We start from the raw sequence: 14,364 nt of genomic DNA, 5'->3' as shown, positions 1-14,364 counted from the left end.
GCGACACCGACGCCCGCCGGCCCCTCCGGACCGTGCTCCGGGGCAGGTCCCACGGGCTTTTCGAGGAGGAGCGCCCCCGCGGACGGAGGGCGCCCCTCCGATTGGCCGTATCCGCACCCGGCCGGAACGGCTCTCCGGCCGGGTGCGGGAACACGACGGGCCCGTACGGCCGCATGCGCGCGGCCGCGGCTTCACGCGGTACGTCCCTGGCGGACGGTGGTGCGACCACGGCCGTACGGGCCCCGTCCGCCTACTCGTCCTTCTCCTCGTAGTGCAGGGTGCCGTCCTCGTCCATGCGCGGGTGCATCTTCGTCGGCCCGTACTCGTCGATGTCCGAGGGACGCGGCCCCTCGGGGCCGTCGGGACCGAACCGCACCAGCCGCTCGACGCGGCAGATCCGGAACTCCCGGCCGTCCACCTGCACCCGGTCGGCGCGCTCGGCGGCCCGGAACAGCTCACCGGCCCGCCGGTACCGCTCCCGCTGCTCGTCGTCCCACCGGTACAACCGGGCCCACAGGTCGGTGAGGTCGCCGTACAGGTCCCGCCGTGCCTCGTGCGGGGTCGGCGACAGGGAACCGAGCGGCTGCCAGACGTCACCGGCGCGCTCCACGGCGCCGAAGCCGACGGGCAGCATGGCGATGTCCGGATGGGTGGTGACCGCCTTCCGGGAATCGGCCCGGACGGCGGCGGGATAGCGCTTCCCGGCGTAGTGGAACTCCCGCAGCCCGAGCCGCAGGGCTTCGGCCATGAGCCCGCGCGCCTCCTCCGGATCGAGCACGGCGTCGGTGTCCAGGCAGCGGCGGGCGCCGCGCTGCCGCTCCCAGACCCGGAAGACCGGCTCCGGATCGGTGGGGCGCGGCGGTTCCAGGCCGTCGTCGCCCGTGCGCGCGACCTCGTCGCCGCGCACGATCCGGTACGTGGTGCCCAGTACGACCACTTCGTCGACCGGCTCCCGTTCGAGAACGCGCACGGCCGCGAGGAGTTCGCGCCGCACCTTCGGATCGTCGGTGTCGTCCTTGGCCCAGAAGAAGAACTTCGACTGCAGACCGTCCCGGGCCTCCTGCGGCATCCCGGTCTGCACCGGCATCACCACCCGCCACGGGGCACCCGGCTCCGCCTCGCGCGCCGCCACCCCGAAGAGCGAACCGCGCACGGCGAGCCCCGGATACCGCGTGACGGCCTGCGCGGCGTCGACCTCGGTCACCCAGGCGACGGGATCGCCCTCCCGCACCAGCCCCGCACGCATCCTGTCGAGTCGTCGCTTCCAGTGTTCGTCCATGCGCGCATTGTGGTGCCCGACCCGGCGGCCGGTCCGGTGATCGGCCCATCACCTCAACTTACGGGTGACAAACGGAAGTGTTTCGAGCCACCGACGGCGCCGCCCCCTCGTGCGGCGCGGAGGTCCGGGAGGGGGCGGAGGGTCCTACGACGGTACGGCGGCGGGGTCCTACGACGGTACGGCTGCGGCGGGGTGCGGCTCGTCGGCGTCCGGTTCCGCCGGGGGAGCGGCGAGCTGCTCGCGGAGGTAGTTCCAGACCACCGAGACCAGCGCGGCCGCGGGCACCGCGAGGAGGCTGCCCACGATGCCGGCGAGGCTGCCGCCCAGCGTCACCGCGAGCAGGACGACCGCCGCGTGCAGGCCGAGGCCGCGGCTCTGGATCATGGGCTGGAACACGTTGCCCTCCAACTGCTGCACCACGACGATGATCGCGAGGACGAGCAGCGCGTCCGTCAGGCCGTTCGACACCAGCGCGATGAGGACCGCGACCAGACCCGCGAACAGGGCTCCCACGATCGGCACGAACGCGGAGACGAAGGTCAGCACGGCCAGGGGGAGCACCAGGGGCACGTCGAGGAACCACAGGCCCAGGCCGATGAACACGGCGTCGAGCAGGCCGACGAACGCCTGCGAGCGCACGAACGAGCCCAGGGTCTCCCAGCCGCGCGCGGCCACGACGGGGACGTCGGTGGCGAGGCGGCCGGGGAGCTGGCGGGTGAGCCACGGCAGGAAGCGCGGGCCGTCCTTGAGGAAGAAGAACATCAGGAAGAGCGCCAGGACGGCCGTGACGAGACCGTTGAACACGGTGCTCACCCCCGTGACGACGGTGGTGACCATGCTGCCGACGCTGTCCTGGACCCGCTCGACCGCGGCGTCGAAGGCGCTGGAGATCTGGTCGTCCCCGATGTTCAGCGGCGGCCCGGCGGCCCATTCGCGCAGTTTCTGGATGCCCTCGACCACGCCGTCGGCCAGCTCCCCGGACTGGGACGCGACCGGCACCGCGATCAGCGCGACGATGCCCGCGACGGCCGCGAGGAAGAGGACGGTGACCACGGCCGCGGCCAGGGCGGGGGGCCACCCGCGTCTCCGCAGGAAACGGGCGAAGGGCCAGGTCATGGTGGTGAGGAACAGGGCCACTATGAGCGGCCAGACGACCGACCACATACGGCCCAGGATCCACAGCGCCACCGCCGCCATCAGCAGGACCAGCAGCGACTCGGCGGACACGCGTGCCGCCGTGCGCAGCGCGGCGGCGGTCTTCGTTGAACTCAGCATGGCAGGCATGGGGATCACCCTAATGAACGGCCGTCCCGCTCCTCACCACCGTCACCGCCCCCGCTCTTCCCGGCGGACGGGCCGCCCCGGACGTCGCGGAAGACGTCCGGGGCGGTCGCCGGCCCGGGGGAGGGGCCGACGGCTCAGGAGGCGACGGCCAGGTCGAAGAGGTGGATGTTGCCGTTGCCCGGCAGCACCACGAACTCCACCTGCTTGGCGGGGTCGAGGGGGATCGAGTGGGCGAACACGCGGTACGCGATGCCGGCGTTCCCGTACCCGTCGGGCCGGTTGCGCCCGTCGCTCGACGCCACCAGGGTCGCCCCGTGGGCGTTCGCCGGATCGAACGACCAGTTCGGGAACCCGAACGAGCCGGTACCGCTCGTCCCGTCCGTGTAGTACACGGTCGCGGTGCCCGACGCCCCGCTCGTGACGCCGGAGCCGAGGAGGACGAGCCTGCTGCCCCTGCCGCTCAGGGCGATCGCCTGACCCGCGGCGGAGACGTTGTCCGCGGTGCCGCTCGGCACGTTCGGCCAGCGCAGTTCGGCGCCCAGGGCGTTGACGGACCCGCCGGGGCGCAGCCCGGCGTCGGCGAGCTTCTGCGCGGAGAAGCTGTTGCCCCCGCCGTCGTAGTTCCCGGGCCTCGTGTCGCGCTCGTCGGTCACCCCCACGTTGTTGTACGCGGCGGCCAGGTTCGCCAGGGGAGTACCGCTGCGCTGCGTCCTGGTCCCGGTGGCGGACCCGGCCCCGTCACCGCCCCGGTAGGTCGCGGTCGCGGTGAACGTGCGGACGGTGAAGCCGGGACGCCGCTCCGGCACCTGGATCCGGAAGGTGGCCTCGGCGGAGGCACCCTTGGCGAGGGAGCCGTCCACCTGGAGGACCGAGGGCTGTACGGCCCAGCCGGTCGGCCCCCCGAAGGACACCTTCAGCGAGCGCATCCGCTCCGGTCCCGCGTTCGTGACGGTCACCTTCACCGTCGAGACGGCCGGGCCGTCCAGGTCGACGGGGGAGACCGTCACCGCTGTGGCTGTGGCTGTGGCTGTGGCTGTGGCTGTGGTCGCGGTCGCGGTCGCCGCCGGGGCCGGGGCCGCGGTCGCGGTCGTGGCCGGGAGGAGCGCGAGCGCGCCCGCCACGACGAGGGTCCCGAGCGATCCGATCAGTCCTGCTGGTCTCACGTACTGCTCCTTCACGGCGGGGGCGGGGCGGAGGCGGTGTCAGACGACGGGAGGCATCTCGGTGGCACGCGAGTCGAGGCCCGTGCGGAGGTTGACCCAGGCGCCCCGGGTGAAGTCGGGGATCTGCACGGGGCGCCCCTTCGCCGCCAGGGACATGACACTCAGGGGGACGGGGGCGCACCAGGCCGCTGAGTCGTAGACGTCGATGTCGGGCACGAGGCCCGCCCGCATGAGCTGGACCGTCCGCCACTGCAGGACGTAGTCCATGCCGCCGTGACCGCCGTTGTTCTCCGCGTCGTCACCGATCTTCTTCCACAGCCAGTGGTCGAACTCCTTGCGGTAGGAGTCGAAGGACCGCCAGGAGTGTCCGCTGTGGTCCGGCTCGACGTAGACGCGGCCGCCCCCGGCCGACAGCACGCCCGCGTAGTCCTCGAAGATCCCCCTGCTGCCGGCGAGGGAGTTGATCCGGCTGTAGGGCCGCGGGGAGCTCACCTCGTGCTCGGCGCGGATGACCCGGCCCTTGGCCGTCTCGATCAGACAGGTGACCAGATCGCCGTTGACGTACGTCTCGTTCCACGAGGGGTGGTTCCTGGGCACGAACCGCGCCCGGTAGTCGGCCAGGCCCTTCGGCTCGGTCGCCGTGGCGCGCAGCGTGGTCATGCGGTCGCCCCGGTTGATGTCCATGGCCGCGGCGATCGGCGCGAGACCGTGCATGGCGTAGAAGGAGGCGGTGCTCCGGGTGTGCCACAGTCGGCGCCACGCGTCGGTGTAGTACGTGTCGGAGAACAGCAGCTCGCGCAGGTCGTGCAGGTAGCCGCCGTGCCCGTTGGTGACGTCGCCGAACAGGCCTTCGTGCGCCATCTTGAGCATGGCCAGCTCGTTGCGTCCGTAGCTGCAGTTCTCCGAGAGCATGAGGTGCCTGCGGGTGCGCTCGGAGGTGTCGACGAGGTCCCACAGCTCGTCGAGTTCCGTGGCGATGGGCAGCTCGACGACGACGTGCTTGCCGGCGAGGAGCGCGGCCTTGCCCTGCGCGTAGTGGAACTCCCAGGGCGTGGCGATGTAGACGAGGTCGATGTCGTCGCGCCGCAGCATCTGGACGTACGAGTCGGCCGAGCCGCCGTACTCGGCGGGGCGGGGTCTGCCGGCGGCGGCCAGGCCGTCGGCGACCCGCTTGGCGCGGTCGGCGCGCACGTCGCAGACGGCGGTGACCGTACAGCCGGGGACGACGGACCAGCCCGTGGTCATGCCGGAACCGCGGTTGCCCAGTCCGATCACGCCGACGCGCACCGTCCGGTGGACGCCGTAGGGCACCTCGACCATCGACTTCTGGCCCGGCTTCCGGCGCGGCGCGGCTGCCGCCGTCACCGCCGCGGCCGCGTCGGGGGCGGATCCCACCCCGGTCGCCAGCACCCCGGTGGTGGCCAGAGCGCCTCCCAGGAGCAGGCGGCGTGAGACTGCGGGGAGTTTTGACATGGGTTCATCGCTCCTCAAGGCATACGGCAGCGGACGCGTGACGACTCTGACGGGGCAGTCAGGTGCGTGTCAATAGGTGTTCAATGAGGGCGGGTTGTAAGCAGGAACGAGCAGAGATCGGGGAGTTTCGCGCATGCGGCCACACGGTGAGCGCGTCGGCGGCCCTCGGCTCCACGCGATGCCGGTGCGCCGGAGGCCGGCCCGGTCCACTGCCGCCGCGCCCGGTTCCGCGCGCGTGGACTCTTCGCACGGGGGTCCGCGCGGGAGTTCCGGAGCCCGGCCGCGCGAGCTCGGCGACCCCGGCAAGGACTCCCCGCGCCAGGACCCGGGGTGCTGCTGACGGCGCGTCGGGCAGGCACTCTCCGAAGCACCGAGAGGCCCACGGCCGGAGGCTGTGACAGGATGCCGCGATGATCTCCGACTCACCCGTACCGGCAGTCGTTCCCGCAGGTCGGATGGCCGGGGCGGAGCAACCGGTGTTCGACCTTCCGAACGGCCTGGAGCTGCGTCCCTGGCGGCTCTCCGACGCCGACGCCCTGATGGCCGCCGCCCGGGACCCCGCAATTCGCCGGTGGAACCGGCTGCTGGTGGAGACGCCCGAGGAGGCGCGTCGGAGGATCGAGCGCATGCACGAGCGCCGGCGGGCCGAGCTGAGCGTGATGTGGGCCCTCGCGCGACCGGGCGAGGAGGCGGTGGGGCTGGCCGGATGGGGCGACATCGACCTCGCCGGCGGCAGTGCCGAAATCGTCTACTGGCTCCTTCCCGCCGCGCGCGGCGCCGGAGTGGCGGCCGAGGCCGCGAAGCGCCTCGGAGCGTGGGCCCTGGACGATCTCGGCCTGCACCGCCTGCGCCTCTGCCACTCGGTGGCCAACCCGGCGTCCTGCCGCGTGGCGGACAAGGCCGGATACTCCCTCGAAGGCACCATGCGCAGCGCCCTGCTCCACGCGGACGGATGGCACGACGAGCACCTGCACGCTCTCGTCCAGGGCGACGTCTGATCCCGCACGGCGCCACGAGCCGCCGCCGGGAGCGGGCGACCGCCCCGGCGGCGGCCCGTGCCGGCAGGGGCCCGTGCCGGCCCGTCAGGAGGGCCTTCCCCTTGCACCGCCCCGGCCGGCCGCCCGCGCGGCGAAGCCCCTTTCCTCCAACCCGGATCGCGATCCGGCGGAACCCGGCGGGAGCACGACGCGGAGCCGGTCCGCGGCCGGGTCGTGGCCGATCGGGTCGCCCGGCTCCTGGAAGTGCAGCGCGATCCCGGCACCGGTCCGGTACGCGTCCAGCCCGGCGCGACAGTAGGCGACCATCGGCTCCGGCAGGGCGTCCGGCGGGAACCATCCCATGCCGTCGCACACCTCGGGCTCCATGACGTCCGGCGTCCCGGACCAGCGGCGGACCTCGAAGAAGAACCCGATCCGCGCGCGCCCGTCCGGCGAACGGTGGTGCACGGTGACCGCGGCGCGCACATCGTCCGGATCGACGACCAGGCCCGTCTCCTCCCGCGCCTCGCGGACGAGCGCGGTGACGACGTCCTCGGCGGGCCCGTCGACGTGACCGGAGGGGAAGTGCCAGTGCCCCGCGGCGTAGACGGTCCCGGCCCGTCTCGACAGCAGTACCTCCGGCCCCCTCGCCCCGTCGCGGACGGCGATCAGGTGCACGTCCACCGGCACGGCGTGCCGCCCGCCACCGCTCAACGGGCACCTCCCGGACGACGGGCGAGCGGTACGGACCGGTGAGAGTCGGCGAGCATGTCGTCGGCCTCCAGGGGAGTCGGGATGTCATCGGGCTCAACGAAGACACCCGGCTTCTCGAACGCATGTCTTTCGGACGCGCTACGGATCCCGCGAACGAACGAAAGCCTGTTCGTGCCGGGTGCACCGACCCGTGCGGGGCCGGACCGGTGACCCGGGAGGGTGATGGCCGAAATGCGGGTGTCGGCGAGCGGTGGTCGCACGACGCGGAGCCGCGTTCCGTCCGGGGGCGGGACCCGGGCGGGCACGGTGCCCCTCGCGTGTCTGCTACCACCCTGCTACCTTGCTGTGCATGAGCAGCACCAGGAAGCAGACCCAGCTCCGCCTGACCCCCGACGTGCTCGCCGCCGGCAAGGACGCGGCCGCCGCCCGGGGCCTGGACTTCAACCGGTACATCGAGCGCCTCATCGCCGAGGACACCAGCGGCGCCCGGGCGGCCGGCATGGCCGCCGCCCAGAAGCTGATCGACGCCCACGGCGGCTTCCTCGACGACCTCGAAGCCGATCTCGACTCCCGGCACGCCCCCACCCGGCATGACCGGGGCGCCGCTGCGTGAGCATGTCCCTGCACGTCGACCTGTCCTGGATCCTCGAAGTCACCGAACGCGCCGGTCGCGCCGACCCGGCCCCCGACGACCTCGGCGTCCCCCTCGCCGCCGTCGCCCGCCACCGGGCCGAGCTCTTCGACCAGCCCGTCTACGACGGCCCCTACGCCCGCGCCGCCGCACTCGTCCACACCCTCGGCCGCTGCCACTGGCTGGAGCGCTCCAACCTCACCGTCGCCTGTGCCGTCGCCGTCATGTACCTCAACGCCGCCGGCATCCCCGCGGACCCCACCCGCGACCAGCTCACCGCCCTCGCCCACGAGCTCTACGACCCCCGCACCACCACCGTCCGCATCGCCGAACTCCTGCGCACCTGGCGGCGCTAGGTTCTGTCGTCAAAAGCCATGCGTCAGCCCGAGAGCGAGACACGAAGGCCGCTACCTCGTCGAGCCCGCCCGGCGGATCCTCGCCGCGCATCCGGGCCTCACCGGCGTGGTCTCGACACGGCGGAGGGGCCGGGCGGCCACGATCCCGAGCCGCTGCCGCGAGGTGCTGCCGCCCGGCGGCCTCGTCCTGATCGTGGAGCCCGTGCTTCCCGAAGTCGTCGACACCGGCGCGGACAACGACGTCCTCGACGGCGGGACCACCTGTCTGGGCGATCTCGACATACTGGTGAACGTGGGCGGCAGGGAGCGGACCCGCAAGGAATTCGAGGAGGTGTGCCGCCGTGCGGGCCTCTCCCTCACTTCGGTCACCCCGCTCACGGAGGCCGCGCCGTTCTCCCTCATCGAGGCCGAGGCCGAGACCGCGGCCAAGGTCACGGCCGACCGGCGACAGACCGCGTGCGCGCAGGCCCCCTTCGATCACTCCGCGGCGACCCCTCAGGGGTAGTAATCGCTTTCTATCCCGGGCATGCTGTCGGCCACAGAGCCACCGCCGGGCGCCCTTTCCCCGTCCACCCGAGAGGTCTGCCTCGCCATGCCCTCATCGCCCTCGTCCCCCTCACCGTCTTCGTCGTCCTCGGCCTCGCCCTCCTCCCCGGCCGCCGGGCCCGCCTCCCCGCTCTCCCGCCGCGGTCTGCTCCGCGCCGCCCTCGGCACCGCGACCCTCACCCTCCCGCTCGCCGCACCGTCCCCCGCGCACGCCGCCGACGCCTACGACACCCTCCGCCTGACCTGGCGCGACCTGCTCCTCGGCAGCGGTTTCGACGCGGGCGCCGAGCCCTTCGCCGCCAAGCTGGCCGCGCTCGGCGCCACCGCCCGCGACCTGCGCGCCGCCATGGCGCCGGCCGACGGCTCCCTCTGGCCGGACCTCCCCTACGCGGACCCCGACCCGGACACGGACCCCGAGTCGTACACGTACTCCGGCAACCTTCAGACCAGTTGTACCCGGCTGCGCACCCTCGCCGAGGCGTACGCCCAGCCCGGCACCGGCCTCACCGGCAACCCGGGCCTGCGCGCCGAGATCCTGGCCGGGCTCGACCACCTCCACGACCAGGCGTACCACGCGGGCCGGGCCCGGTACGGCAACTGGTACAGCTGGCAGATCGGCTTCCCGCAGGCGCTGCTCGACATCGACGTCCTGCTGTACGACCACCTCGGCGCCGCCCGCATCGCCGCACACTGCGCCGCCGTCGACCACTTCGTCCCCGACGGCGCGGTCGCGAACTACACCGGCACCTCCACCGGCGCCAACCGCGTCGACCTCTGCCGGGTCATCGCGCTGCGCGGCGTCCTCGGGAAGTCCCCGGCGAAGCTCGCCCTGGCCCGCGACGCGCTCTCGCCCGTCTTCCCGTACGTCACCTCCGGCGACGGCCTGTACGCCGACGGCAGCTTCGTCCAGCACACCTACGTCCCCTACGCCGGTTCGTACGGGGCCGTCATGCTCGGCGGTCTCTCCCTCCTCTTCGCCCTGCTCAAGGGCTCGGCCTGGGAGGTCACCGACGGCGGCCGGCAGGTGGTGCTCGACTCGGTGGAGAAGGCGTACGCGCCCTTCCTCTTCAACGGCCTCGCCATGGACGCCGTCTCGGGCCGGGCGGTCAGCCGGGGAGTGCAGAAGACCGACACCCGGGCCGTCCGGCAGGACGACCACCTGCGCGGCCACGGGATCATCGCCTGCGTCGCCCTGCTCGCGCGGAGCGCGTCGAACGCCGAGAAGACCCGCTGGGAGGGCATGGTCAAGGGCTGGATCGCCCGGGACCGCTACAGCCCGCTCCTGACGAGCCCCGCCCTCGGCGTCGCCGCGCTCGCCCGCCTCAAGGGGATCGACGACGGCCCGGCCGCGACGAGCCCCGAACCGACCGGGCACCGGCTCTTCCCCGGCATGGACCGGGCCGTGCACCGCCGGCCGGGCTGGGCGGCCTCGCTCGCCATGGCCTCGAAGCGCATCACGTACTACGAGAACGGCAACGGCGAGAACCTGCGCGCCTGGCACAGCGGTTCGGGAATGCTCTACTGGTGGGGCGACACCTTCGCCAACGGGCAGTACAGCGACGACTTCTGGCCCACCGTCGACCCCTGCCGGCTGCCCGGCACCACCGCCTCGCGCAAGCCGCTCGCCGACGGCGAGGGGGGCGCCTGGGGCGCCGCGCGGCCCGACGTCCGATGGGTCGGCGGGACGACGGACGGCACGTACGCGGCGGTCGGACAGTACCTGAAGGGGCTCTCCTCCACGCTCCTGGCCAAGAAGTCCTGGTTCTTCCTCGACGACGCGGTCGTCTGCCTGGGCGCCGGGATCCACGGCCGCGACGGCACCGGCGTCGAGTCGACCGTGGACAACCGCAACCTCGGCGAGCACGGCGTCCACGCCCTCACCGTCGACGGCGCCGCCCGGTCCACGGCACTCGGCTGGAGCGCCACGCTCACCGGGGCCCGCTGGGCGCACCTCGCGGGGCACGCCGGCTACGTCTTCCCGGGCGGCGCGCCCTCCTCCCTGAAGGCCCTGCGCCAGGCGCGCACGGGCGCCTGGTCGGACATCAACCTGGGCGCCGTGACCGACCGGGTCACGCGCCGGTACCTGACGCTCTGGTTCGACCACGGCGCCGACCCGACCCGGGCGACGTACGCGTACGTCCTCATGCCCGGGGCGAGCCGGGAGCGGACGGCGGCCCGCGCGGCCGACCGGGGCTGGGTCGCCGTCCTCGCCAACACCGACGAGCATCAGGGCGTACGCGTCCCCTCCCTGGGCTTCACCGGCCTCAACCTCTGGGTCGCGGGCACGGTCGGCGAGGTCACGGCCGGCGCCCCCGCGTCGGTCCTGATCCGCGAGTCGGGCACCACGGCCACGCTCTGCGTCTCCGGCCCGCTCCGGGACGGCGCGACGATCGACCTGACGTGGAACCGCCCCGTCCCCGCCGTCCTCTCCCGGGACCCGGCGGTCCAGGTCCTGGGCACGGGCGCCACGCTCCGGCTCCGCGTCGCCCCGGGAACCCTCGCGGCCACCCACAAGGCGGTCGTACGACTGGGCTGAGGGCGCGGCGCGACCTCGCCCCGCACCGGACCTCAGACGCCGGTGTACCCGGCGGCGTACTCCTCGCCGGGCGGGACGACGGTGATGACGTCGATCAGCACCCCGTCGGGGGCGGCGACGACGAAGTGCCGCTGCCCGAAGTCCTCGGTGCGCAGGGACAGCAGCTCGGGCAGGCCGGCCTCCGCCACGAGCCGCCGGTGTTCGGAGTCCACGTCGTCCACCTCGAAGTTCAGCAGCAGGCCGCCCCGGAGCGCGGCCCGGTGCCCCTCGGGGACGGTCGGGTGGGCGTGGTCGAGGAGGGCGAGCTCGTACTGCGGGGCGTCGGGGCGGCGCAGGCTGACGTACCAGTCCGCCTCGAAGGTCACCTCGAAACCGAAGTACCGGGTGTAGAAGTCGCGGGAGGCCGCCACGTCCCGGGTGGCGAGCACCGGGTAGAAGCCGCCGAGCCCGGTCGTGGGTGTGGTGGTGGGTCCGTTCGTCATGGCCGGGGCCCTCCGTCTCCCTTTCGCATACCTCGGGTACGCGAATTATGGCGTTAGCATACCTCGGGTATGTGAAAAGGGAAGGGTGAAGGAGGAAGGGTGAGGGAGACGGCGGTCAACCGGGCGGAGCAGCGGGCGGCCACGCGGCGGGCGCTGCTGGACGAAGGCAGACGGCGGTTCGCCGCCGACGGCTACCACCACGTGGTGCTGGCCGAAGTGGCGCGGGCCGCCGGGGTCACCAAGGGGGCCGCCTACCACCACTTCGACAGCAAGGCGGGGCTCTTCCGGGCCGTCGTCTCCGAGGTCCAGCACGAACTGGGGGAGCGGGTCGCGACCGCGGCCGAGCGGCACACGGACCTCTGGGAGCGACTCCGGGCCGGCTGCCACGCCTTCCTGGCCGCGGGGACCGATCCGGCGGTACGACGGATCCTGCTGGTCGACGCGCCGACCGTCCTGGGCTGGGACGAGTGGCGGACCCTGGACGAGGAGTCCTCCGCCCGGCACCTCGCGGAGGCCCTGGAGGCGCTCGCCGCGGCCGGGACCATCGCCGATCAGCCGTTGGAGCCCCTGGCCCGGCTGCTCTCGGGGGCGATGAACGAGACCGCGCTCTGGATCGCGCGGGGCGGGGACCCCCGGGCCGCGGAACAGGCGCTCGACCGGCTCCTGGCGGGGCTGCGCACCCCGGTCCGGCCTGCCCCGGGCGAACGCCCGCGGCCTTGACGCCCCTGGGCGTCGACGGGCCGTGACGCCGGGGGAGCGGCCGTCGGGCGGTCCTCGCACCGCCCGGCGGATCCGTCACGCCCTTCAGGAACCTGTGCCTGCTCCTCGTGTACGCGTACCGACCTCCGGCCCGGGGCGCGGTGGTCCTCCGACGCCCCCCGGGGGGAAGCCCACCGACCCCGATCGCGCCCCCGGACCCGCTCTACGGCCCGCGCCAGAGGTTGGCGAAGGCCGCGCTCTCGATGGTCCGCCTCTGGCGTACGGCCTCCAGCTCCATCACCGCGTCGTGGACGGCGGCCACCACGGTCGTCACCGCCTCGTCGCCGAGACCGGGCTCGTCGTCGGGAACGCGCTCCTGGTCGGGGCCGGCCTCCTCGTCGGGGTCGGTCTCCCGGTCGAACCCGGGCTCCCCGTCGGGATCGGGCTCCTCGTCGAAGCGTTCGCCGTCGAGGCCCACGGCCGAGGCGAGGGCGGCCAGGACGGGCTCCCCCTCCTCCCGGCGGTCGGCCGCCCGGCGGCGAGCGGGCGTGTCGACCGGTTCCACGCGCTCCGCCCCGAAGGGCAGCCGGCCGCTTCGCCTCCGCGTCAGCTCCCCGTCCTCCTCCAGCGCGGTCTGGTACGCGGCCGAGAGGTCTCGGCCCCGGCGCCACAGCCAGTCCTCGATCCGCTCGTAGGGCCGCTGCCGGGTGAGCCGTGCCGCGGCCTCGTCCAGGAGCCGGTCGTCGGGCGCCGACGGCCCGCCCGGCACGATGCGGTCGCCGTCCACGGTGACGGCCCCCGCACCGATGAGGTCGATCAGCTCGGCCCCCGCGAGTGCGAGCGACAGGTCGCCCTGCCCCACGGCACGCTCCGGCCCCGGCTCCATGGCGATGATGAACAGGTCTTTCGCCGTGGTCATGAACGGCTCCCCTCGGAGACAACGACAAGACGCGTCCCCACCGGCCGGGCCCGTGACCGGCTCGACGGCGGGGCGCCCACCACGATCAGTATCGCCTCCGCACGGGTGACCGCAGCCCTGTTACAGGACGAAGTTCCCGCCAGAGGGGCTACGTTGCCCTCCGGGTCACTCTCCGGACGGACGGTGCCGCTCTCCGTGCGGGGGTGCTGCCCGCCGGACACGGCCCGAGGACCGTCCGGCGGATCAGGGCCCGGCCGACCGCCCCGCCCCCGCCCGGGCCATGTCGCGCGACCTCCTGCTGTCGAGCACCTCGCCGTCGCAGACCGGCGGGCCGCCCGCCACCTCGGCGACGGCCGTGGTGGGGACGTGGCCGACGGGCCTGTCGCCCTTGGCGGCGGTGTGCCGGACGAAGTCGCCGTCGTGCCCCGTTCCCAGGGCCGGCAGCCGCCTGTCGAGCACGATGCCGTACCACCGGGTGGTGACCCCCCGCGACCGGTCGACGTCCCGCGTCACACGACGCCGGACCGGGCTGCCCCCGCCCCGACGACCCCCCGCCGCCCGCTCAGGGCCGGAGCCCGATGTGCTTGAGCGCGAGCGTGCTGAGGTCGGCGATGGCTTGCGGGTCCCCCTGGCGCCAGGCGTCGGCCCAGCCGCCGGGCGGGACCGGCAGTCCGGCGAGTGCGGCCGGAGGGCCGGTGAGGGCGCGCAGGGCGAGCAGGTCGTCGCCCCCGGGAGCCTCGGCGAGGCGGCGCAGGGTGTTGCCGCGCCGGATCCAGAGCAGGCGCGGCGGGAGCCACAGCAGCAGGACGAAGAGCACCGGAACGACGATGAGGGCCGCCGTGACCACGTCGGCGACCTGCCCGACGGTCTCCTGGAACGACACGCCCGCGTCGGCGAAGCCGGAGCTGGCGTCGGCCGCGGACCGGAGCGGCTTCTCCAGGACGTCACCGACGAACGGCACGCCCGACGCGGCGTTCCCCGCCTCCCCGAGCTCCTTGGCGAGACTGTCGCCGGAGCTCTCCACCTTGCGTCCCGGTTCGGCCAGCAGCATGATCGTCTCGCGGACGGCGAGGGCCGCCCACACCGCGACGGCGATCAGGGCCAGGGCGATCAGGTCCACGAGCACCTGGCGGTTCCGGCGTGCGGGTGTCTGGGCGTAGAAGCGCAACGGAGGGCTCCTGTTCGAGTCATGGCGCCGAGGAGGTCCGGCCGCCCCGACCGCGACTCGGCCGGCCGGTCGTCGGAGTCAACTCTTCCACCGCTCCTCCCGGGCAAACGTACGAGACGCGAGGCGCCCCGGGCGTC

The 14,364-nt window shown here is 73.8% G+C and carries 14 protein-coding genes and 1 pseudogene; 6 read left to right on the top strand and 9 right to left on the bottom strand.

What is annotated here, in order from left to right:
• Positions 1–250 precede the first annotated feature (250 nt).
• The 4 genes from ADL08_RS18815 to ADL08_RS18800 form a co-directional block, all read right to left on the bottom strand.
• Positions 251–1,279, bottom strand: a complete 1,029-nt coding sequence (locus tag ADL08_RS18815) for a DUF5954 family protein (RefSeq protein ID WP_053644423.1) — start codon at positions 1,277–1,279, stop codon at positions 251–253.
• Positions 1,280–1,447: 168 nt separating this feature from the next.
• Positions 1,448–2,563, bottom strand: a complete 1,116-nt coding sequence (locus ADL08_RS18810) for an AI-2E family transporter (RefSeq protein ID WP_053644421.1) — start codon at positions 2,561–2,563, stop codon at positions 1,448–1,450.
• Positions 2,564–2,697: 134 nt separating this feature from the next.
• Complete coding sequence (locus ADL08_RS18805) at positions 2,698–3,726, bottom strand: NEW3 domain-containing protein (protein ID WP_053644419.1); 1,029 nt, start codon at positions 3,724–3,726, stop codon at positions 2,698–2,700.
• Between the two features lie 39 nt (positions 3,727–3,765).
• Positions 3,766–5,199, bottom strand: a complete 1,434-nt coding sequence (locus ADL08_RS18800) for a Gfo/Idh/MocA family protein (protein ID WP_053644417.1) — start codon at positions 5,197–5,199, stop codon at positions 3,766–3,768.
• Between the two features lie 410 nt (positions 5,200–5,609).
• Between ADL08_RS18800 and ADL08_RS18795 the strand changes: the two genes are divergently transcribed.
• Positions 5,610–6,197, top strand: coding sequence for a GNAT family N-acetyltransferase (locus tag ADL08_RS18795; protein WP_053644416.1), 588 nt, complete (start codon positions 5,610–5,612; stop codon positions 6,195–6,197).
• Between the two features lie 84 nt (positions 6,198–6,281).
• Here ADL08_RS18795 and ADL08_RS18790 read toward each other — a convergent pair whose 3' ends face one another.
• The gene (locus ADL08_RS18790; protein ID WP_078968268.1) at positions 6,282–6,890 is read right to left on the bottom strand and encodes an NUDIX hydrolase; all 609 of its coding nucleotides are present in this window, start codon (positions 6,888–6,890) and stop codon (positions 6,282–6,284) included.
• A gap of 349 nt (positions 6,891–7,239) precedes the next feature.
• Between ADL08_RS18790 and ADL08_RS18785 the strand changes: the two genes are divergently transcribed.
• The 4 genes and pseudogenes from ADL08_RS18785 (at position 7,240) to ADL08_RS18770 (ending at position 10,959) form a co-directional block, all read left to right on the top strand.
• Positions 7,240–7,503, top strand: coding sequence for a hypothetical protein (locus tag ADL08_RS18785; RefSeq protein WP_053644414.1), 264 nt, complete (start codon positions 7,240–7,242; stop codon positions 7,501–7,503).
• 2 nt (positions 7,504–7,505) lie between these two features.
• Positions 7,506–7,877, top strand: a complete 372-nt coding sequence (locus tag ADL08_RS18780; protein ID WP_053644412.1) for a hypothetical protein — start codon at positions 7,506–7,508, stop codon at positions 7,875–7,877.
• Between the two features lie 130 nt (positions 7,878–8,007).
• Positions 8,008–8,292: pseudogene (locus tag ADL08_RS18775) on the top strand (methyltransferase); the annotation flags it as partial.
• Between the two features lie 177 nt (positions 8,293–8,469).
• Positions 8,470–10,959 (top strand): polysaccharide lyase 8 family protein, encoded by a 2,490-nt coding sequence (locus ADL08_RS18770; RefSeq protein WP_063885315.1) that lies wholly within the window; start codon positions 8,470–8,472, stop codon positions 10,957–10,959.
• Positions 10,960–10,991: 32 nt separating this feature from the next.
• Here ADL08_RS18770 and ADL08_RS18765 read toward each other — a convergent pair whose 3' ends face one another.
• Complete coding sequence (locus tag ADL08_RS18765; RefSeq protein WP_053644408.1) at positions 10,992–11,441, bottom strand: VOC family protein; 450 nt, start codon at positions 11,439–11,441, stop codon at positions 10,992–10,994.
• A gap of 99 nt (positions 11,442–11,540) precedes the next feature.
• On the opposite strand from ADL08_RS18765, the gene ADL08_RS18760 reads away from it, so the two are divergent.
• Entirely contained in the window at positions 11,541–12,161 is a 621-nt protein-coding gene (locus ADL08_RS18760) for a TetR/AcrR family transcriptional regulator (RefSeq protein WP_053644406.1), read from the top strand.
• Positions 12,162–12,363: 202 nt separating this feature from the next.
• Here the strand turns inward: ADL08_RS18760 and ADL08_RS18755 are convergent, their stop codons facing one another.
• From ADL08_RS18755 to ADL08_RS18745, 3 genes are all read right to left on the bottom strand, one after another.
• On the bottom strand, positions 12,364–13,059 hold the full coding sequence (locus ADL08_RS18755; RefSeq protein ID WP_053644404.1) for a GOLPH3/VPS74 family protein: 696 nt from the start codon (positions 13,057–13,059) through the stop codon (positions 12,364–12,366).
• A 243-nt stretch (positions 13,060–13,302) separates the two neighbouring features.
• Entirely contained in the window at positions 13,303–13,518 is a 216-nt protein-coding gene (locus ADL08_RS18750; RefSeq protein WP_159043096.1) for a hypothetical protein, read from the bottom strand.
• Between the two features lie 103 nt (positions 13,519–13,621).
• Positions 13,622–14,227 (bottom strand): hypothetical protein, encoded by a 606-nt coding sequence (locus ADL08_RS18745; RefSeq protein ID WP_053644400.1) that lies wholly within the window; start codon positions 14,225–14,227, stop codon positions 13,622–13,624.
• Positions 14,228–14,364 lie beyond the last annotated feature (137 nt).

Source organism: Streptomyces sp. NRRL F-6492 (genome assembly GCF_001280125.1).
Lineage (GTDB): Bacteria > Actinomycetota > Actinomycetes > Streptomycetales > Streptomycetaceae > Streptomyces.
The sequence above is the reverse complement of the archived record's forward strand: the minus strand, read 5'-3'. Positions and strand labels throughout refer to the sequence as shown.

What these genes read in the sequence shown, in the direction of transcription:
- ADL08_RS18815 (WP_053644423.1), bottom strand. Translation starts at nt 1,279, where the DNA reads ATGGACGAACACTGGAAGCGACGACTCGACAGGATGCGTGCGGGGCTG.
- ADL08_RS18810 (WP_053644421.1), bottom strand. Translation starts at nt 2,563, where the DNA reads ATGCCTGCCATGCTGAGTTCAACGAAGACCGCCGCCGCGCTGCGCACG.
- ADL08_RS18800 (WP_053644417.1), bottom strand. Translation starts at nt 5,199, where the DNA reads ATGTCAAAACTCCCCGCAGTCTCACGCCGCCTGCTCCTGGGAGGCGCT.
- ADL08_RS18795 (WP_053644416.1), top strand. Translation starts at nt 5,610, where the DNA reads ATGATCTCCGACTCACCCGTACCGGCAGTCGTTCCCGCAGGTCGGATG.
- ADL08_RS18785 (WP_053644414.1), top strand. Translation starts at nt 7,240, where the DNA reads ATGAGCAGCACCAGGAAGCAGACCCAGCTCCGCCTGACCCCCGACGTG.
- ADL08_RS18780 (WP_053644412.1), top strand. Translation starts at nt 7,506, where the DNA reads ATGTCCCTGCACGTCGACCTGTCCTGGATCCTCGAAGTCACCGAACGC.
- ADL08_RS18770 (WP_063885315.1), top strand. Translation starts at nt 8,470, where the DNA reads ATGCCCTCATCGCCCTCGTCCCCCTCACCGTCTTCGTCGTCCTCGGCC.
- ADL08_RS18765 (WP_053644408.1), bottom strand. Translation starts at nt 11,441, where the DNA reads ATGACGAACGGACCCACCACCACACCCACGACCGGGCTCGGCGGCTTC.
- ADL08_RS18755 (WP_053644404.1), bottom strand. Translation starts at nt 13,059, where the DNA reads ATGACCACGGCGAAAGACCTGTTCATCATCGCCATGGAGCCGGGGCCG.